The sequence below is a fragment of the Pseudoalteromonas sp. 20-MNA-CIBAN-0454 genome (assembly GCF_040308685.1).
Lineage (GTDB): Bacteria > Pseudomonadota > Gammaproteobacteria > Enterobacterales > Alteromonadaceae > Pseudoalteromonas > Pseudoalteromonas nigrifaciens.
In genome coordinates this window covers 63,358-82,124 of the sequence record NZ_JBEOOB010000015.1, presented here as the reverse complement: position 1 = coordinate 82,124, position 18,767 = coordinate 63,358, and the positions used below count along the sequence as shown (strand labels likewise).

Genomic DNA, 18,767 nt, shown 5'->3' with positions numbered 1-18,767 from the left:
TGGATACCATTCAGTTTGTGAGAATAGAAAGTCAGGGCTTTATCTACCGAGCAGTATTAAATACTAGGCGTAAAGGCAAGCTCACTGACTTCGATGTGATAAATGATAGCTAATCATTTATCAATGAGAGATACAAGATACAAGGCGTTAAGCTTGCTGACGCGCGCACTAATTACAGAGGCTTGATTAAAAGCCTGAAATCAGACTGGTTGCCTAGCCCCTAGCTTTTTAACTTCTTCTTTTCTAAAACAGTTATTACTGTGATCGTTAACCATACCGCAGGCTTGCATATGGGCGTATACGGTTGTTGGCCCTAAAAACTTAAAACCACGCTTTTTTAAATCTTTAGCAAATGCGCTTGAGATAGGGGTAATTGCTGGTGTGTCATCAGCAGAGTTTAAATTACTTACTTGCGGCTTATTGCCAACAAACTGCCATTGATAGTTACTAAAGCTGCCAAACTCTTGCTGAATTTTAATAAAGCATTTAGCGTTATTTACAGTAGCAGCAATTTTTAAGCGATTACGCACAATACCTGCATCAAGCATTAGTCGCTCAATATCTTGCTCGGTAAATGCTGCTACTTTGTGTACATCGAAGTCGGCAAAAGCATTTTTATAACCATTACGCTTTTTTAAAATAGTGTACCAACTCAAGCCTGCTTGCGCCGACTCCAGCGTTAAAAATTCAAACAGTTTTTTATCGTCATACACAGGCACTCCCCATTCGTTATCGTGGTATGCAACGTAGTCGGGTTTACTGGTGTCGAGCCATGAGCAGCGAGATTGCTTGGTCATTATAGTTCCTTAGTTGCGGTGCTTTTATTTGCGCGTCATTTTAATGTCGCGTATTTTTACTGTGTAACTCAATGATATACATGGTAATAAAAGGTGGTATAAATTGTGCATTTAAAGCTATATCTGCATCAATTAGAGATTTGATTATGGCACTTGCTAGTGTGTTAAAACCACAGTTTATTTCTGCAAATCAGTATAACCCATGTTTACTTCAAGAGGAGTATATAGGGGAGTTAAGCGATCTGCGTAAACAGGCTAGTTGGCTTTCGCATTTAGTAGATACTATGCCCGCAGGAGTAATTGTGCTTGATGGTAAAGGCATGATAGCGAAAGCGAATCAAATTGCGATTGATATGCTTGGCGAGCCGCTAGAAGGCGAAAAGTGGTTTAGTGTTATTCAGCGCTCTTTTCGGCCTCAGCAAGATGATGGTCACGAAGTGTCTTTAAAAGACGGGCGCTTAATAAAACTTGATATTACCGCACTTGCCCCAGAGCCTGGGCAACTTATTTTAATGACAGACTTGAGCGAAACCCGCCGCTTACAAAAGCGGGTTGCACATATGCAGCGTTTAAGTGCGCTGGGTAAAATGGTGGCATCTTTGGCGCACCAAGTACGTACGCCGCTGTCGGCGGCTATGCTTTATGCTGCTAATTTAGGTTCAAAACGCTTACCCGAAGCGTCGCGCGATAACTTTCAAACTAAATTAATGTCGCGCTTAAAAGATTTAGAAAACCAAGTAAACGACATGCTGCTATTTGCCAAAAGTGGCGATCAGCATGTGGTTGAGCAGGTGTCTATGCAGCAATTATTAAGCGAAGTAAAAACCGGTGCAGATGCCATGGTAACGCTTAATAACAGTGAGCTTGATGTAAGCTTACCTGAACCCGACATTGCGATTTTAGGGAATAAAACCGCGCTTGCCAGTGCGATTCAAAACCTGATTCATAACAGTATTCAAATTATAGGCGCTGGGGCACAAGTGCAAGTAAGTGCAATGCGCGATTTGCAAACCCCAGATTTTGTACGCATAAGCGTGAGTGATAATGGCCCAGGTGTTGACCTACAGCAGGTAGATAAACTGTTTGAACCATTTTTTACCACTAGCAGCCAAGGCACAGGCTTAGGGTTGGCGGTTGTTAGCTCTGTTGCTAATGCGCACCAAGGGCGTATTGAGGTGACTAATAATGTACATGGCGGCGCTTGTTTTAACCTGTTATTGCCAATTAGCGCAGCATCTAAATTAGAGGAATCGTTATGAGTAATACTATTTTAGTTGTAGAGGACGACGCAGGGCTTCGCGAAGCATTAATAGATACCCTAGAAATGTCGGGTATTGAATGCGTTGCTGCCGACAGTGCTGAGCAAGCAATGTTACTACTTAAAAAAGAATCCTTTTCGTTAGTGGTGAGCGATGTGCAAATGGGCGCTATGAGCGGCCTAGATTTACTGCGCAGTATTAAATTAAATTACCCCGATTTACCGGTATTAATGATGACCGCCTACGCAACTATTGACGATGCGGTAGAGGCAATGCGCTTAGGCGCGATTGATTATATGGCCAAACCATTTGCACCCGAGGTGCTATTAAATATGGTGAGCCGCTATTTGCCCGAAAAACCCAAAGAAACCGACGGCCCTATTGTTGCCGATCCAACGAGTATTCAATTGTTGGAGCTTGCAAGCAGGGTAGCTAAATCAGACGCCAGTGTTATGGTGCTGGGGCCAAGTGGCTCGGGCAAAGAAGTATTAGCGCGGTTTATTCATGATAAATCAGCGCGTGCTGCAAAGCCCTTTGTGGCTATTAACTGTGCGGCGATTCCTGAAAACATGCTAGAAGCAACATTATTTGGCTACGAAAAAGGCGCTTTTACTGGCGCGATTCAGGCATGCCCAGGTAAGTTTGAGCAAGCACAGGGCGGTACAATTTTACTTGATGAAATTACCGAAATGGATTTAGGCTTACAAGTTAAACTACTGCGTGTATTACAAGAGCGTGAAGTTGAACGCTTAGGTAGCCGTAAAACCATTGCGCTGGATGTACGCATACTCGCAACCAGTAATCGCGATTTAAAACAAGCGGTTGCAAATAATCAGTTTAGGGAAGATTTATATTATCGCCTTAACGTTTTTCCGCTTATGTGGCGGCCATTATGCGAGCGCCCTGGCGATATTATTGTGTTGGCAAAGCATTTAATTGAACGTCATTTAATTAAAGCTAAGCAGCCGCTGGCTATTTTAGATAAGCAAGCTGAGCAAAAGCTCCTTAGCCATACATGGCCAGGTAATGTGCGTGAGCTTGATAACGTAATTCAGCGTGCGCTTATACTGCGCAGTGACAACAGCATAAGTGAGCAAGCTATTTTTATTGAAAACTTAGCCCCAAGTAACTTTGTAGTAGAGCCAGCAATTAGTGAAAGTGCGTTAACTAGCGCCTATTACGATAGTAAAACAACAGCCATTATTAATGACGAAAAGTCGGGTGATGAAAAGCTTGATGAGCAAACACCGAATGAGCAAAAATCAGATTTACTCGCTCAAGATACAGGCAGTTATAAAGATGAGCTTAAAGATAAAGAGCATCGAATTATTTTAGAAACACTTGCGCGTTGCCAAGGCAAGCGTAAAGACGTAGCCGAAACTTTGGGTATTAGCCCGCGAACTTTACGTTATAAACTAGCGCAAATGCGCGACTTAGGTATTTCACTTCCTGCATAACCTTCAAAAAAGCCCTAAATTCAATACCTTGAATTTAGGGCTGTCAAAACTCTGACTAAGTAAAAACTAACTGTAACACCATGTATTTAAAGCTTTATTTATGTGGCACGTTTTGTGCTTTATTAACCTTAAGAGTTAACTGCATTGTTAGAGACAAATAATGAAAATTCAAAATAGCGCTGTATTTCAAGAAATGCAATCAATGGCCTTAGAAGCGGGCCGTAATAATCAAATTAATAAATTGCCTACGCAAGTTCAGTCTACGTCATCAGCACAATTTGGCGATATGCTTAGCAATGCGCTCAATACTGTGCATGAGTTACAGCAAGACACAGGTCAAAAAGTAAAAGCGGTTGAAATGGGCGACAGAAGCGTATCGCTTGCAGAGGCAATGATTGCTTCGCAAAAATCTTCTGTTGCATTTGAAGCGACCGTACAAGTGCGTAATAAACTTGTTGAAGCTTACAAAGAAATCATGAATATGCCTGTTTAATCAGGTAGTGGAGAATAATTGTGGCGCAATCTAATCAATCTACAGATCTTGCACTTGCTAGTGGCGGTATTGAGCAAAGCGATAGTGACGATCAACAAGAACAAAAGTCGGGCTATTTAAGTGCGTTAAGCGGTGTTGATGTATTGCGTCAAGTTACCCTTATTATTGCACTGGCGATTTGTTTGGCAATTGCCATTTTTGTGATTATTTGGGCACGTCAGCCAGATATGCGCCCATTAGGTAAAATGCCCACCGAAGAGCTAATTCAAACGCTTGATTTTTTAGATGCGCAAAAAATAGATTATCAACTAGATGGCAATGTAGTGTCGGTTGATGAAAGCGAATACCAAAATATAAAATTACTAATGACTCGCGAAGGCTTGGATCAAGGTCCTACTTCTGGTTCAGACATAATAATGCAAGACATGGGCTTTGGTGTAAGCCAGCGCTTAGAGCGCGAGCGCCTAAAGCATGGCCGAGAGCAACAACTTGCCCGCACTATAGAAGAGCTAAATAACATCACTCGCGCCAAGGTGCTGTTAGCTATTCCAAAAGAAAACGTATTTGCCCGCAGAGAGAAAAAACCATCAGCAACGGTCGTACTTACGCTTAAACGCGGACGCTCGCTTAACAGCGAAGAAGTAGACTCTGTTGTGGATATTATAGCCTCAGCAGTGCAAGGATTAGAGCCTGCACGTGTAACGGTTACCGATCAAAATGGCCGTTTATTAAATTCGGGCTCACAAAGCTCACTTTCTGCGCGTTCTCGTAAAGAGTACGACCTAGAGCGTAAGCGCGAGCAAGAATACCTAGAAAAAATTGATAGCATTTTAATCCCTATTGTTGGTTTGAGTAATTACACTGCGCAAGTTGATTTGAGCATGGACTTTAGCTCATTAGAAGAAACGCAAAAACGTTATAACCCAGACCTACCAGCGGTAAGAAGCGAAACCACGTTTGAGGAAAACAACATAGGCGGCTTAGCTGTGGGTATTCCTGGCGCGTTAAGTAATCAGCCTCCGGTAAATTCAGATATTCCAGAAGTAGCAGGCCAAGGCGGCGCAGGAAGTGCTACTTCACCGAGTCGTACGCATAAAGAAGCCACGCGTAACTATGAGCTCGATACTACTATTTCGCATAAGCGCCAACAAAGCGGTACGATTCGCAGAATTAGTGTATCGGTAGCGGTTGATTATTTGCCAACAGTGGGCGAAAACGGTGAAACCACCATGACCCCGCGCTCGGCTGAAGCACTGTCAAATATTCGACGTTTATTACAAGGTGGTGTTGGCTTTGATATACAACGCGGCGATGCCCTAGAAGTAGTAACAGTTCCCTTTGTACGAGAAGCCGTAGATATGAGTTTTGAAGTACCTTTATGGGAACAAGACTGGTTTATGAAAATAGTACGCTTAGTACTGGCAGCATTGGTTATTATTGTGTTGATTATGGCGGTAGTTAAACCTATGCTAAAACGCTTAATTTACCCAGACAGCACGCTTGATGAGTACGATGAAGATGCACTTAGCTCAGGGGTTGATATTGGCGATAGTAGCTTAGATATGCTAAATAAAGACTTTGATTCTGCTTCAGTTGGCTTCTCAAGCGATGGTACACTGCAGCTACCCGATTTACATGGTGACGAAGACTTACTTAAAGCCGTTCGTGCCCTTGTAGCTAACGAACCAGAACTATCATCACAAGTAGTGAAAGCGTGGTTAACAGAAGATGACTGATCAAAACCAAAAACAACTCCCAGCAGCTTTCGATGTTGATAAGCTAGATGGCGTAGATAAAGCGGCCATATTGCTATTAAGTTTATCTGAAGAAGATGCAGCGCAAATACTCAAACACTTAGAGCCCAAACAGGTGCAAAAAGTGGGTATGGCGATGGCCGGTTTGCAGGATCTATCGCAAGCTAAAATAAGCGCAGTACATAATTTATTTATAGAACAAATTCAAAGCTTTAGTACAATTGGTTTTCAATCAGAAGACTTTATTAAAAAAGCGCTTACTGCTGCATTAGGTGAAGATAAAGCCGCCAGCTTAATTGACCAAATAGTAATGGGATCGGGCGCTAAAGGACTTGATTCGTTAAAGTGGATGGACTCGAAACAAGTAGCTAACATTATTCGTAATGAGCATCCGCAAATTCAAACCATTGTATTATCTTATTTAGAGCCTGAGCAATCTGCCGAAATACTGGCGCAGTTTCCTGATAAAGTGCGCCTGGATTTAACCATGCGTATTGCTAACCTTGAAGAAGTGCAGCCAGCTGCCTTGCAAGAGCTTAACGAAATTATGGAAAAACAGTTTGCAGGCCAAGCGGGTGCGCAAGCTGCGAAAATGGGTGGCTTAAAAGCGGCTGCCGATATTATGAACTACCTAGATACCAACGTAGAAGGGCAGTTAATGGACTCTATTCGTGAGCATGACGAAGAAATGTCGCAACAAATTCAAGATCTTATGTTTGTGTTTGAAAACTTAATGGACGTAGACGACCGTGGTATTCAAGCAATTTTACGCGAAGTACAACAAGACGTACTAATGAAAGCTATTAAAGGTACAGACGATGCGCTTAAAGAAAAAATACTCGGTAATATGTCTAAACGTGCTGCCGAAATGCTTGCCGATGACTTAGAGGCAATGGCACCAGTGCGTATTAGTGAAGTAGAAGCAGCGCAAAAAGAAATACTCTCTACGGCGCGTCGATTGTCTGACTCGGGCGAAATACAGCTTGGCAGCGGCGGCGGCGAGGAGTTTTTATAAACCATGACTAAATCGTCAATGCACAAAGGGCGTCCACTGCACGCAGATGAAGCCGATGAACTATTAAAGCACTGGGATGTTCCTGATGTAGCACCCGATGAAAAAAGCTTTGGTAATCGCTCTACTGCCTTTGGTACACCGCTTGCTGAGTTGTATCGAAAAGAAATGGCTGAAGAGTCGCTAATTGAAGAGCCGCAAGAACCTGAGTTACCTGCGCTTACTATGGCCGAACTTGAGCGCATTAGACAAGATGCGTTTGAAGAAGGTGTAAAACAAGGGCACGAGCAAGGTTACATAGACGGTTTTGATAAAGGCGTTACCGAAGGTAAAGAAGCTGGCTACAAAGAGGGCCTAGAGCTGGGAAAAACCCAAGGCCAAGAAGATGTAAAACCACTAATAGAGGAGCAGTTAACTGGCCTACGTAGTATTTTAGAGGGGTTAACCGCGCCGCTAAGTAAAGTAGATGAGCAAGCTGAAAAGCAATTAGTGCAATTAGCCGTTATGCTTGCAGAAGCTATTATTTATCAAGAAGTAAAAACCTCTCCTGATGTTATTTTACACACCCTTAAACACAGTATTGATGCGCTTAATACCGAGCAAGAAAAAGTACGCATTCATTTACACCCCGAAGATTTAGAGCTAATAAAGCAAAGTTATGGCGAGCAAACAGTGACAGATAATAACTGGCAGTTGATTGCAGAGCCAACGTTAGAGCGAGGCGGCTGCGAAGTTAAAACGGCGCAATCATCGCTTGATATGACACTTAAAACGCGTGTCAAAGAAACATTGGATAGTTTTTTGCATAGCAGTAGTATCTAACTATTTTATTGGTCTGTTATGTCTGCTTTAGATGTTTCATTAAGCGAACGCTTATCTCAATACAAACAGCATATTAAACCGCCAACACTTGCTGTAGCGGGTATTTTAACACGAGTAGTTGGCCTAACCCTTGAGGCCAAAGGCTTACGTGCGCCTGTAGGTAGCCAATGTAAAATAGAAACTATGAACGGCTTTGTTGATGCCGAAATAGTTGGTTTTAACGACCAAACCTTATATTTAATGCCAAACGATCATATATCGGGGGTGCTCCCTGGTGCTCGGGTGATCCCCCAACTTAACGACACAGGTTTACCTGTAGGCATGAGTTTGCTGGGCCGCGTAGTTGATGGCTTAGGTCGTCCTCTTGATGGTTTAGGTAAAATTAATGCCGAGCACTATCTTAAGTTTGCCCAAAAACCGATAAACCCTCTTTCAAGACGACCTATAAGCCAGCCTATGGATGTAGGCGTGCGTGCTATAAATTCAGTAATAACAGTAGGACAAGGCCAGCGAATGGGCTTGTTTGCAGGCTCGGGTGTAGGTAAGTCGGTACTGCTTGGTATGATGACTCGTGGTAGTGAAGCCGATGTTATTGTGGTGGGACTGGTGGGTGAGCGTGGCCGCGAAGTAAAAGAATTTATTGAAGAAATACTTGGTGTTGAGGGGCGTAAACGCTCGGTGGTTGTAGCAGCACCGGCAGATTCTTCACCATTAATGCGTTTAAAAGGCTGCGAAACTGCGGTAACAATTGCAGAGTACTTTCGCGATCAGGGATTAAACGTTTTGTTATTGCTCGATTCGGTAACGCGCTATGCCATGGCGCAGCGTGAAATAGCACTTGCAGTAGGCGAGCCACCGGCGACTAAAGGCTACCCGCCTTCGGTGTTTGCAAAACTGCCAGCGCTGGTGGAACGTGCCGGTAACGGCGGAGAAGGGCAAGGCTCTATTACTGCCTTTTTTACCGTACTAAGTGAAGGCGATGATATGCAAGACCCCATTGCCGATGCGGCGCGCGCTATACTCGACGGCCATATTGTACTTTCGCGGGAACTGGCCGACAGCGGTCATTACCCGGCAATTGATATAGAAAAATCCATTTCGCGAGTGATGCCACAAGTGGTATCTGAGACGCATATGCAACAAGCGCGAGTGCTTAAGCAGGTATATTCTATGTACCAGCAAAATAAAGACATGATCACCTTAGGTGCGTATCAAAAAGGGACAGATCAAATGCTTGATCAAGCCATAAATATGATGCCAAGAGTAAATGCCTTCTTACAGCAAGGCATGCGTGATGTAATTAGTTACGACGACGGCCTGCAAGGGCTAGCGCAGTTATTAGGGCAAGCATAATGGCTAAAAACAAACTGCATTTATTACTAAAGATTGAAAACGATAAAGAAGAAACGCTGCGGATGAGCTATTTGCAGGCGAATCAAAATTTGCAGGCAAACCAGCAAAAACTCCAAGGTTTAAATAACTTTAGATTGGAATACACCCAGCAATTACACATTAAAGGGCAGTCGGGCTTATCAAGTGCTGGGTTTAGTCAGTTTCATGCATTTATTGCTAAAATAGAAGAAGCAATTCGCCAACAAGCCAATACAGTTAACACTGCAAAACAAGTGGTTAGCCAGCGTAAAACCCTGTGGTTAAAGCAGCAAATTAAGGCTAAAGCAGTCGCTAAACTCATAGAAAAACAACAGTTAAAGGCCGATGTGCTAGTGGCTAAAAATGAGCAAAAAATGTTGGATGAATTTTCGGCTAATCAATTTTTTCAACGACACAACAATCGACTTTAGTAAGTAGCGAGTACTTTAACCGCTTTAACAAAAGCTTGTACCTTATAAACAAAGGCACGTTAATTGCTTTGTTGTTAAATGAACTATAATTTTAGGCATTATTGGGTGGTTTGTTGCCGCTTTATATTAGGTGATTTATGACGATTAATGATATTTCAATGTTAGCGGTATCTGAGCAAGACGCTTACTCTAATAAACAAACGAGTAACTCAAGACGTAATGATGACTCTGATACTGGTTTTTTTAATCAGTTAGAAGATGCCAATAAAGCGGCTTACAATAATAACAGCAAAGCTAAAGCAGGCGCTAGCAATGCTAAGGCTGAGCAGCCTGAAACACAAGACGATGCTGTTTCGGGCGATAGTATGTTGGCGCAAATAAATGCTGCGCACACTATAGACACCACAGTTAAAAAGAACGCTGATGCTAAAGCCGAGGCTTTAGATGAAGACGCTAAGCAATTAAAAGGGAAGCCTGATGATCAGCTTGCCCCTATTGTAATTGCACCGCAAAAAGGTGTGCTTAGCGATGTTGCAGCAAGCGCTGAGGCGGCAAACGAAAAGCTAATGCCCTTATCTCAAAGTATGGCCACTGCAAATAATAAAGGCGATGCAACAGCGCAAAAACAATCGGTAGATGCCGCAGTAATGAACTTGCTAAGCAAAGATAGCGAGGCAATTAAAGCAGATCCGTTACTTGCTAAACTAACACCCGAGCAGCATGAGCAATTAACTACGCAGCTGCAGGCAAGTAGCAAACCCAATGGCAACGACAACCTAGCAACGTTAAAGCAAATGCTTACTCAATATGTTGTTGAAAGTGATAAAGCAAGCGCGGCAGACACGGCTAAACAGGCCTTAAATTCTCAAATAAATGCTTTGACCACACCAGAAAAACAAGCGCTACTGAGCCAGTTAAATAGCTATATTAAAAATGAGCAGCCCCAAGGTGAGCAACTAGCAAGTATTAAGCAAACAATTGCAGATTTAAGCGCATCGATTGATAAAAAAGCATTAATAACTGCAGATGATAAAACAGCATTAAACGCACTTAGCGATAAAGAACTCACTAAATCGTTAGAGTCATTGCAAAAAAATAACACTGAACAGTTATCACCCCGAGCAGCACAATTATTGACGCAAATTACCAGTACGGTAAATGGTTTAGGCCTATACGATAGTGTAGGGTATGAGCAAACTATAATTGATATGCAAGCGTTGCAGGCTGGGCAATTACAAAGCACAGCGCAAGTTAAACAAGCAAGCTTGGACCCAGGCGTTATGCAAGCGCTTAACATTATAAAAAGTGACGCGGCAAAAATGTTGCAAGAGCGAGTGAGCTCTATGCTTAGCATAAATAATAAAGTAGCAGAAATTCGTCTCGACCCACCAGAAATGGGCAGTATGCAAATTCGCATCAGAAGCGATGCAGAGCAAGCACAAATAAACTTTGTAGTACAAAACCAGCAAGCTAAAGAAGCGCTTGAACAATCGCTTCCGCGCTTACGCGAAATGCTTGCCCAACAAGGCATAGATTTAGGCGAAAGTACTATTTCTTATGGTGAGCCTGGAGGGCAAGGAGCAGAGCAAAATGATGACAACGATAGTCGTCGTTTAGCTAATAATGAATTGACTACTGATGAAAACGATGAGCAAATTAATACACAAATGCCAAGTTCTCGACAACAAACGTCATCATCAATAGATTACTATGCCTAAGTACTGCTATTATAATAGCTAAAACAAGCAAGTACCTTTGCTAATAAAGGAAATATCATGGCTGAAGAGACTAATTTAGAAATAGAAGAAACAGGTAACAGCAAAAAGAAAATCATAGTAATTATTGCAGCTGTATTGCTTGTTATTGTTGCAGCTGTTGTTGGTTATTTTTTGCTTTCGGGCTCAGACACGCCAGCGGAAACGTTAAATGATGAAGCCGCTACAGCACAGCAAGCAAGCTCTTCTACAGGTTCATCGGCCAAAATAGGCAGCGCACTTTATGTTGCGATGCCAAGACCTTTTGTATTTAACATACCGGGCTCTAGTCGCGATAGAATTGTGCAAATTAAAGTGGAATTATTAGTGCGCGGCGAAGCAAACGAAGAAACCGCTAAAAAGCATATTCCACTAATAGAAAGTACATTATTAAGTATATTTTCTATGACCACGGCTGACGAACTAAGCACCAGTGTAGGTAAAGAAAACTTACGCTTTGCAGCACTAGAAAAAGTACAAGCTAGCTTAATGGACGTTGAAGGCAGTAAAGTAATTGAGCGGGTATTATTTACCGGCTTTGTGATGCAATAAGGGGCTAGCGTGAGCGATTTATTATCCCAAGACGAAATTGATGCGTTATTGCATGGTGTTGATGACGTTGACGAGGAAGATATACCCGAAGGTGAAGACGGTGAAGGCAATACGCTTCAGTATGACTTTTCTTCGCAAGATCGGATCGTACGTGGACGAATGCCGACACTGGAAATTGTTAACGAACGCTTTGCTCGTCATATGCGAATTAGCCTATTTAACATGATGCGCCGCACCGCTGAGGTGTCTATAAATGGCGTGCAAATGATTAAGTTTGGCGAGTATGTGCATACTTTGTTTGTGCCAACTAGTTTAAATATGGTGCGTTTTAGACCTTTAAAAGGCACCGGCCTTATAACCATGGAAGCACGTTTAGTGTTTATTTTGGTTGATAACTTTTTTGGTGGTGATGGCCGCTACCATGCAAAAATTGAAGGGCGTGAATTTACCCCTACAGAGCGACGCATTGTGCAAATGTTACTAAAAATAATCTTTGAAGATTATAAAGAAGCATGGGCACCGGTAATGGATGTATCGTTTGAATACTTAGATTCTGAAGTAAACCCTGCTATGGCTAACATTGTAAGCCCAACCGAAGTGGTGGTTATTAGCTCTTTTCATATTGAATTGGATGGCGGCGGAGGGGACTTTCATATTGCTCTACCTTATTCTATGCTGGAGCCAATTAGAGAGCTGCTTGACGCGGGTGTGCAATCGGATACCGAAGACACCGATTTACGTTGGAGTAAGGCACTACGCGATGAAATAATGGACGTAGAGGTTGAGTTATCTACTCAGTTATTGGAAGTGGATTTAACGCTAAAACAAATAATGGAACTTAAAGCGGGTGATATTATTCCGGTAGAAATGCCTGAGCATATAACTGTATTTGTTGAAGAGTTACCGACATTTAGAGCTAAAATGGGCCGCTCACGCGATAGTGTTGCGCTGCAAATTAGTGAAAAAATTAAACGACCTGATTCAGTTAAATCTGAGCTGCATGTATTTACCAAAGGCGGCAAGAAAATTGATTCAGATGCAGAATTAGCAGAACTAGAAGATGATTTACACCTCTCTGACGGTGTAGACTTAGACTGGTAATTGATTAAAAGGTTAAACGTATGAGCGATGATCAAGACACTATGGATGAATGGGCAGCAGCTTTAGCCGAAGCTGAGGGCACTGATGACAGTGGCCAAGCAAAAGTAACTGAACTCGATGAATTAAGCGATGCAAAACACGAGATCAGTGGCGATGAAAAGCGCAAGCTCGATACAATTTTAGATATACCTGTGACTATTTCTATGGAAGTAGGGCGCTCTAAAATTAATATTCGTAACTTATTACAATTAAACCAAGGCTCGGTGGTAGAGCTTGACCGTGTTGCAGGTGAGCCGTTAGATGTACTGGTTAATGGTACTTTAATTGCCCATGGCGAAGTGGTGGTAGTAAACGATAAGTTTGGTATTCGTTTAACCGACGTAATTAGCCAAGTAGAACGGATCAAAAAATTACGATGAGTATGGTTGTTGCTTTAACCAGCTCGGTATTTACAAAAGCAGAGCAGGTAACACCCACAGGCGATATTCTCTCTATGGTGTTATCGCTTGTTATGGTGCTGGTGCTAATTATAGTACTGGCATTTTTTGTGAAAAAGTTTAATCCAAATTTAGCAAATAGTGATGAGTTTAAAGTAGTGCGTAGTTTACCGCTTGGTTCGCGTGAGCGTTTAATGGTGGTAGAAATAGACAACGCACAACATTTGTTAGGGGTTACCCCGCACAGCATTAACTATTTACATAAATTAGATACACCTTTGAGTGAAAAAGAGCTACCAGAATTAGCAAAACGCTTTAGTAAGCTTTTAAATCCACAAGCAAATCAAAATAAAAAGAATTAAAATTATGACTAAATGCCTGCTTCTTATTTTTGTCATGCTGTTTGTACCAAATGTAAGTGCAGAAGGAATAGACGCACTAACCATTACCACAAATGCAGATGGCACCCAAGATTACTCGGTAACGCTGCAAGTATTGGCTATTATGACCGCGCTGAGCTTTATTCCGGCGGCTATAATCATGATGACCTCGTTTACCCGTATTATTGTAGTGCTGGCTATTTTACGCCAAGCCATAGGTTTACAACAAACCCCTTCAAATCAAGTATTGCTAGGCATGTCTTTATTTTTAAGTATTTTTATTATGGCGCCTATTTATCAGCAAGTGAACGAGCGCGCTATAGAGCCCTACCTAAGCGAGCAAGTCACTTCAATGGAAGCATTGGAGCTAGCAAAAGAGCCAATGAAAGCCTTTATGCTGTCGCAGGTGCGTATTAAAGATTTAGAAACCTTTGCCAAAATAGCAGGATACGATCAGTTAGACTCGCCAGAGGCCACGCCGTTAATTGTACTTATTCCGGCGTTTGTAACCAGTGAGCTGCAAACGGCCTTTATTATTGGTTTTATGTTTTTTATTCCTTTTTTAATCGTGGATTTAGTGGTGGCGTCGGTATTAATGGCCATGGGTATGATGATGTTATCGCCAATGATAGTGTCTTTGCCGTTTAAAATAATGCTGTTTGTGTTGGTTGATGGCTGGAGCTTAGTGATGGGAACCTTGGCAAAAAGCTTTGGTTTAGGCACATGACCTTACTTAACACTAAGCGAATTACGCACTAGGAGTACGCCGTGGAACCAGAAGTATTTGTTGATATTTTAAGTAGCGCGCTGTTTTTAGTAATTAAATTAGTTTCTGCTATTGTAGTGCCGGGCTTAATTGTGGGTTTAGTGGTTGCCGTGTTTCAGGCTGCAACTTCAATTAACGAGCAAACGTTGAGTTTTTTACCACGCTTACTAATTACTATAAGTGCGCTTATTGTTGGCGGCCACTGGTTTACCCAAGAGTTAATGGACTTTTTTACCCGCCTAGTATTACTTATTCCTGAAATTGCAGGCTAAGTATGGAATTACCGTTTGCTGTCGTAATTCAATGGTTGAGTGACTTTTTACTGCCATTAGTGCGTATTAGCTCAATGATTATGGTAATGGCTGGCCTTGGCGCTAAAAACGTACCCACACGTATAAAAATGGGCTTAGCAATTGTTGTTACCTTTGTTGCTGTGCCTATGCTGCCGCCTGCTACCTTTACTAATTTGTTTTCGTTTGAAATGATTTTAGTGGTTATTCAGCAAATGCTAATAGGCATTGCGATTGGCTTTGCATCTACCTTATTGTTAAATACCTTTGTGTTAGCTGGGCAAATATTGGCTATGCAAACGGGTCTTGGTTTTGCCTCTGTGGTTGACCCCTCTAATGGTTTAAGTGTGCCTGCAGTAGGGCAGTTTTATCTTATTTTAGCGACCTTATTATTTTTTGTATTTAATGGTCACCTAATGATGATTCAAATGGTGATACATAGCTTTGAAGTGCTGCCTATTGACGGTAATTGGTGGTCGGTGGATCATTACTGGGACATAGTAACTTGGGGCGGCTGGATGTTTACTACAGCGCTGGTGCTATCACTTGCACCGCTTACCGCTATGCTGGTAATTAATATGTCGTTTGGCATTATGACCCGCGCCGCGCCGCAGCTTAATATTTTTTCTATTGGTTTTCCGTTTACTTTAGTTGCTGGGCTTATCATTATTTGGGCGACCTTAGGTAACTTTGTATCGCAGTTTGAGTTTCAGTGGCTAAAAATGGTCGAGTTAATGTGCTCATTAGTGGGCTGCTCGCCTTAGGAGGTTATTGTGTCTGAAGATTCTGGACAAGAAAAAACCGAAGAACCCACATCCAAAAAAGTAGAGGATGCCAAAAAGAAAGGCCAAATAGCGCGATCCAAAGAGTTGGGCACTATGTTTGTGCTTATCTTTTCGGCTATTTCGTTGCTCATGTACGGCCCCGAAATTGGTAAAGGTTTGTATAACGTAATGGGTAGAATGCTTAGCCTTAACCGTAACGAAACCTACGACACCACCAAAATGTTTGCCGTATGGGGCGAAGTGGCCGATGCGCTGATGTTCCCTATGGCAATGTTTGTATTTATTATTGTATTAGCTGCTTTTATTGGTAACACCATGTTAGGTGGCTTTAATTTTAGTTGGCAAGCTGCTGCGCCTAAAGCTAGTAAAATGTCGCCCGCTAAAGGCTTTAAACGTATGTTTGGCCCCCAAGCTGGGGTGGAGCTGTTAAAGTCGCTGTTAAAATTTGGTTTAGTTGCCAGTTTTGCAGTGTTTTTAATTAATACCTTTTTTGATGAAATACTGCACTTAAGTGTAGAAAGCGCCCCAGGTAATATTATTCATGCCTTAGAAATATTGGCTTGGATGTTTTTAGGCTTGTCTTGTACCTTAATTATTATTGCTGCGATTGATGCGCCATTTCAAAGTTATAATCACAATAAACAACTTAAAATGACCCTTCAAGAAGTAAAAGACGAGTATAAAAACTCAGAGGGTGACCCGCAAATAAAAGCGCGCATAAGGCAAACCCAGCGGCAAATGTCGCAAAAACGTATGATGCAAGATGTGCCCGATGCCGATGTTATTGTAACTAACCCTACCCATTACTCTGTGGCTTTAAAGTACGACACCGAACGCGCCGGAGCACCTATAGTAGTTGCCAAAGGAATTGATGAAATGGCAATGCAAATTCGTAAAATAGCGATTGGTAATGAAGTGCCTATTTTAGAATCGCCGTCGCTTACTCGAGCGCTTTATCATACTGCAGAAGTGGGAGAGCAAATTCCGGATCAGTTATTTACCGCAGTTGCGCAAGTATTAGCTTATGTGTTTCAGCTTAAGCGCTTTAATAAAGGGCGCGGAAAACGCCCCACCAAACTTAATAAAAAACTGCCTATTCCTGACGATTATCAGTATTAATTTAAATAACCTATAACTTGGAATAGTTATTGCAATTTCAAAGTAGTGTCAATTTTTTGAAATTGTAGGGTTATGGGATTTAAAGCGGTATTACAACAACTTAACAAAGATAAAAAAGAGTATGCCAAAGGCGTAGGTACACCATTAATGGTACTTGCTGCGCTGGGTATGGTCATTTTACCTCTTCCTCCGTTCCTGCTTGATATATTATTTTCTTTTAATATTGCCCTTGCTTTGGTGGTGTTACTGGTAACTGTATACACCATGAAACCACTTGAGTTTGGTATGTTTCCGGCTGTGTTACTAATCGCCACTATTATGCGTTTGGCACTTAACGTTGCCAGCACCCGAGTAGTATTACTTGAGGGCCACAATGGTGGTGATGCTGCCGGTAAAGTAATTGAAGCCTTTGGCTCTGTGGTTATTGGTGGTAACTATGCAGTAGGTTTAGTGGTGTTTTTAATCTTGATCATCATAAACTTTGTGGTAATTACTAAAGGTGCTGGGCGTATTTCTGAAGTGTCGGCGCGTTTTACCCTAGACGCTATGCCGGGTAAACAAATGGCAATTGATGCTGACATGAATGCCGGTTTTATTAGCGCTGAGCAAGCCCGAGAGCGCCGCGAAGAAGTAACCCGCGAAGCCGACTTTTATGGTTCTATGGATGGTGCCAGTAAATTTGTAAAAGGCGATGCTATTGCCGGTATTGTTATATTAATTATTAATATTGTTGGTGGCTTATTTGTTGGCATGATCCAACACGATTTAAGCTTTGGCAATGCCATGGAAATTTATACCTTGCTCACCATAGGTGATGGTTTGGTTGCGCAACTCCCTTCATTATTACTCTCTATTGGTACTGCTATTGTTGTAACGCGTCAAAATGAGTCGCACAACATGGGCGATCAATTTAAGAAACAACTCGGTAACGAAAAGTCGTTATTTATTGCTTCAGGCATTTTAATTATTATGGGCTTAGTACCTGGTATGCCGCACGTAGCGTTTTTAAGCTTGGGCGCACTATTAGGTTATTTAGCTTACTACACTCAACAAAATAAATTAAAAGCGGCAGCAGCACTTGCTGAGGAAACCGCTAATGGCAGCGCAGTAGGTACAGGCATTGCCAATAAGCAAGAACAAAAAGAGTTAGGCTGGGACGATGTGCAGCAAGTTGATGTAATTGGTTTAGAGGTAGGTTACCGACTTATTCCATTGGTTGATCAATCCCAAGGTGGTGAATTGCTAAACCGTATTAAAGGCGTGCGTAAAAAGCTCTCTCAAGAATTAGGCTTTTTAGTGCCCCCGGTACATATACGCGACAACTTAGAGCTAGACCCAAATGCATACCGAATTACCTTAATGGGCGTATCAAGTGGCGAAGGCGAACTAAAACACGGCGACGAATTGGCAATTAATCCGGGGCAAGTATTTGGTCCTATAAAAGGGATTGAAACTAAAGATCCGGCTTTTGGTTTGGATGCGGTGTGGATCAAGCCTGATCAAAAAGATGAAGCGCAATCGCTTGGTTATACCGTGGTTGATTCGGCGACTGTGGTTGCCACTCATATTAGCCAATTACTCACCAATAATGCGGCGTTATTATTAGGCCACGAAGAAGTACAAAATCTATTAGATATGCTAGCAAAAAGTCACCCAAGGTTAGTAGAAGGCTTGGTGCCTGATGTATTGCCATTAACTACCATAGTTAAAGTTTTACAAAATTTATTAAACGAAGGTGTAGCTATTCGCGATATGCGCTCAATAGTACAAACCCTTGTAGAGTATGGCCCGCGTAGCCAAGATCCAGATGTTTTAACCGCTGCGGTACGTATTTCACTGCGTCGATTAATAGTTCAAGATGCAGTGGGCATGTCTTCAGAAATCCCTGTCATAACCTTGGCGCCTGAGTTGGAACAGATGTTGCATCAGTCATTACAAAATGCAGGCGACGAAGGTGCCGGAATAGAGCCAGGACTTGCAGAGCGACTTCAAGTGTCATTAAACGAAGCGCATCAAAATCAAGAAATGGCCGGTGAACCTTCAATACTGTTAACGTCAGGAATGTTACGCACTGTGTTATCTCGTTTTGTTAAGTACACCATTCCAGGATTGCGAGTGATGTCTTATCAAGAGATACCAGACGAAAGGCAGATCAAGATTGTTAGCTCAGTAGGCCAACAATAAGAT

At 42.2% G+C, this 18,767-nt stretch carries 19 protein-coding genes; 18 read left to right on the top strand and 1 reads right to left on the bottom strand.

The genetic code is table 11. The features are described 5' to 3' along the window. Window positions 1-200: 200 nt before the first annotated feature. A complete protein-coding gene (locus AAEZ22_RS09435; protein ID WP_352297044.1) occupies window positions 201-797 on the bottom strand; it encodes a DNA-3-methyladenine glycosylase I in 597 nt (198 codons plus the stop codon). A gap of 146 nt (window positions 798-943) precedes the next feature. On the opposite strand from AAEZ22_RS09435, the gene AAEZ22_RS09430 reads away from it, so the two are divergent. The 18 genes from AAEZ22_RS09430 (at window position 944) to flhA (ending at window position 18,764) form a co-directional block, all read left to right on the top strand. Next, window positions 944-2,056 carry a sensor histidine kinase gene (locus tag AAEZ22_RS09430; RefSeq protein WP_089368937.1) on the top strand — a complete coding sequence of 371 codons (1,113 nt, stop codon included), beginning with the start codon at window positions 944-946 and terminating at the stop codon, window positions 2,054-2,056. Continuing rightward, on the top strand, window positions 2,053-3,513 hold the full coding sequence (locus AAEZ22_RS09425; RefSeq protein WP_352297041.1) for a sigma-54-dependent transcriptional regulator: 1,461 nt from the start codon (window positions 2,053-2,055) through the stop codon (window positions 3,511-3,513). Before AAEZ22_RS09430 ends, AAEZ22_RS09425 begins: the two co-directional genes overlap by 4 nt. 160 nt (window positions 3,514-3,673) lie before the next feature. Further along, window positions 3,674-4,006, top strand: a complete 333-nt coding sequence (gene fliE, locus AAEZ22_RS09420; protein ID WP_041454357.1) for a flagellar hook-basal body complex protein FliE — start codon at window positions 3,674-3,676, stop codon at window positions 4,004-4,006. A 20-nt stretch (window positions 4,007-4,026) separates the two neighbouring features. Next, window positions 4,027-5,742 carry a flagellar basal-body MS-ring/collar protein FliF gene (gene fliF, locus AAEZ22_RS09415; RefSeq protein ID WP_352297038.1) on the top strand — a complete coding sequence of 572 codons (1,716 nt, stop codon included), beginning with the start codon at window positions 4,027-4,029 and terminating at the stop codon, window positions 5,740-5,742. Continuing rightward, complete coding sequence (gene fliG, locus AAEZ22_RS09410; RefSeq protein WP_193038476.1) at window positions 5,735-6,775, top strand: flagellar motor switch protein FliG; 1,041 nt, start codon at window positions 5,735-5,737, stop codon at window positions 6,773-6,775. Before fliF ends, fliG begins: the two co-directional genes overlap by 8 nt. 3 nt (window positions 6,776-6,778) lie before the next feature. Beyond that, window positions 6,779-7,594, top strand: coding sequence for a flagellar assembly protein FliH (gene fliH / locus AAEZ22_RS09405; protein WP_226898005.1), 816 nt, complete (start codon window positions 6,779-6,781; stop codon window positions 7,592-7,594). An 18-nt stretch (window positions 7,595-7,612) separates the two neighbouring features. Beyond that, window positions 7,613-8,947, top strand: a complete 1,335-nt coding sequence (gene fliI, locus AAEZ22_RS09400; RefSeq protein ID WP_182676776.1) for a flagellar protein export ATPase FliI — start codon at window positions 7,613-7,615, stop codon at window positions 8,945-8,947. Beyond that, window positions 8,947-9,396, top strand: a complete 450-nt coding sequence (fliJ, locus tag AAEZ22_RS09395; protein ID WP_041454359.1) for a flagellar export protein FliJ — start codon at window positions 8,947-8,949, stop codon at window positions 9,394-9,396. The genes fliI and fliJ overlap by 1 nt, the downstream gene beginning before the upstream one ends. 137 nt (window positions 9,397-9,533) lie before the next feature. Continuing rightward, window positions 9,534-11,114, top strand: a complete 1,581-nt coding sequence (locus tag AAEZ22_RS09390) for a flagellar hook-length control protein FliK (RefSeq protein WP_352297034.1) — start codon at window positions 9,534-9,536, stop codon at window positions 11,112-11,114. Window positions 11,115-11,171: 57 nt separating this feature from the next. After that, window positions 11,172-11,702 carry a flagellar basal body-associated protein FliL gene (gene fliL / locus AAEZ22_RS09385; RefSeq protein WP_089367876.1) on the top strand — a complete coding sequence of 177 codons (531 nt, stop codon included), beginning with the start codon at window positions 11,172-11,174 and terminating at the stop codon, window positions 11,700-11,702. A 9-nt stretch (window positions 11,703-11,711) separates the two neighbouring features. Then, a complete protein-coding gene (gene fliM, locus AAEZ22_RS09380; protein ID WP_011327492.1) occupies window positions 11,712-12,803 on the top strand; it encodes a flagellar motor switch protein FliM in 1,092 nt (363 codons plus the stop codon). A 20-nt stretch (window positions 12,804-12,823) separates the two neighbouring features. Next, the gene (fliN, locus tag AAEZ22_RS09375; protein WP_011327493.1) at window positions 12,824-13,222 is read left to right on the top strand and encodes a flagellar motor switch protein FliN; all 399 of its coding nucleotides are present in this window, start codon (window positions 12,824-12,826) and stop codon (window positions 13,220-13,222) included. Further along, window positions 13,219-13,602 (top strand): flagellar biosynthetic protein FliO, encoded by a 384-nt coding sequence (fliO, locus tag AAEZ22_RS09370; protein ID WP_041454360.1) that lies wholly within the window; start codon window positions 13,219-13,221, stop codon window positions 13,600-13,602. Before fliN ends, fliO begins: the two co-directional genes overlap by 4 nt. Window positions 13,603-13,606: 4 nt before the next feature. Next, window positions 13,607-14,347: a flagellar type III secretion system pore protein FliP gene (gene fliP, locus AAEZ22_RS09365; RefSeq protein ID WP_089367877.1), complete on the top strand. Its 741-nt coding sequence runs from the start codon at window positions 13,607-13,609 to the stop codon at window positions 14,345-14,347. A gap of 41 nt (window positions 14,348-14,388) precedes the next feature. Beyond that, window positions 14,389-14,658, top strand: a complete 270-nt coding sequence (gene fliQ / locus AAEZ22_RS09360; protein WP_011327496.1) for a flagellar biosynthesis protein FliQ — start codon at window positions 14,389-14,391, stop codon at window positions 14,656-14,658. 2 nt (window positions 14,659-14,660) lie between these two features. After that, window positions 14,661-15,440, top strand: coding sequence for a flagellar biosynthetic protein FliR (gene fliR / locus AAEZ22_RS09355; RefSeq protein ID WP_058372791.1), 780 nt, complete (start codon window positions 14,661-14,663; stop codon window positions 15,438-15,440). 9 nt (window positions 15,441-15,449) lie between these two features. Then, window positions 15,450-16,580 (top strand): flagellar biosynthesis protein FlhB, encoded by a 1,131-nt coding sequence (gene flhB, locus AAEZ22_RS09350; protein ID WP_089367878.1) that lies wholly within the window; start codon window positions 15,450-15,452, stop codon window positions 16,578-16,580. A gap of 72 nt (window positions 16,581-16,652) precedes the next feature. Then, entirely contained in the window at window positions 16,653-18,764 is a 2,112-nt protein-coding gene (flhA, locus tag AAEZ22_RS09345; RefSeq protein WP_058372793.1) for a flagellar biosynthesis protein FlhA, read from the top strand. The last annotated feature ends 3 nt before the right edge of the window (window positions 18,765-18,767 follow it).

Bases quoted from the DNA above. Each gene is read 5' to 3' on its own strand.
- fliN (WP_011327493.1), top strand. From the start codon at position 12,824: ATGAGCGATGATCAAGACACTATGGATGAATGGGCAGCAGCTTTAGCC.
- AAEZ22_RS09425 (WP_352297041.1), top strand. From the start codon at position 2,053: ATGAGTAATACTATTTTAGTTGTAGAGGACGACGCAGGGCTTCGCGAA.
- fliR (WP_058372791.1), top strand. From the start codon at position 14,661: ATGGAATTACCGTTTGCTGTCGTAATTCAATGGTTGAGTGACTTTTTA.
- flhA (WP_058372793.1), top strand. From the start codon at position 16,653: ATGGGATTTAAAGCGGTATTACAACAACTTAACAAAGATAAAAAAGAG.
- fliI (WP_182676776.1), top strand. From the start codon at position 7,613: ATGTCTGCTTTAGATGTTTCATTAAGCGAACGCTTATCTCAATACAAA.
- fliL (WP_089367876.1), top strand. From the start codon at position 11,172: ATGGCTGAAGAGACTAATTTAGAAATAGAAGAAACAGGTAACAGCAAA.
- fliE (WP_041454357.1), top strand. From the start codon at position 3,674: ATGAAAATTCAAAATAGCGCTGTATTTCAAGAAATGCAATCAATGGCC.
- AAEZ22_RS09435 (WP_352297044.1), bottom strand. From the start codon at position 797: ATGACCAAGCAATCTCGCTGCTCATGGCTCGACACCAGTAAACCCGAC.
- fliP (WP_089367877.1), top strand. From the start codon at position 13,607: ATGACTAAATGCCTGCTTCTTATTTTTGTCATGCTGTTTGTACCAAAT.
- fliH (WP_226898005.1), top strand. From the start codon at position 6,779: ATGACTAAATCGTCAATGCACAAAGGGCGTCCACTGCACGCAGATGAA.
- AAEZ22_RS09430 (WP_089368937.1), top strand. From the start codon at position 944: ATGGCACTTGCTAGTGTGTTAAAACCACAGTTTATTTCTGCAAATCAG.
- fliJ (WP_041454359.1), top strand. From the start codon at position 8,947: ATGGCTAAAAACAAACTGCATTTATTACTAAAGATTGAAAACGATAAA.
- AAEZ22_RS09390 (WP_352297034.1), top strand. From the start codon at position 9,534: ATGACGATTAATGATATTTCAATGTTAGCGGTATCTGAGCAAGACGCT.
- fliG (WP_193038476.1), top strand. From the start codon at position 5,735: ATGACTGATCAAAACCAAAAACAACTCCCAGCAGCTTTCGATGTTGAT.
- fliO (WP_041454360.1), top strand. From the start codon at position 13,219: ATGAGTATGGTTGTTGCTTTAACCAGCTCGGTATTTACAAAAGCAGAG.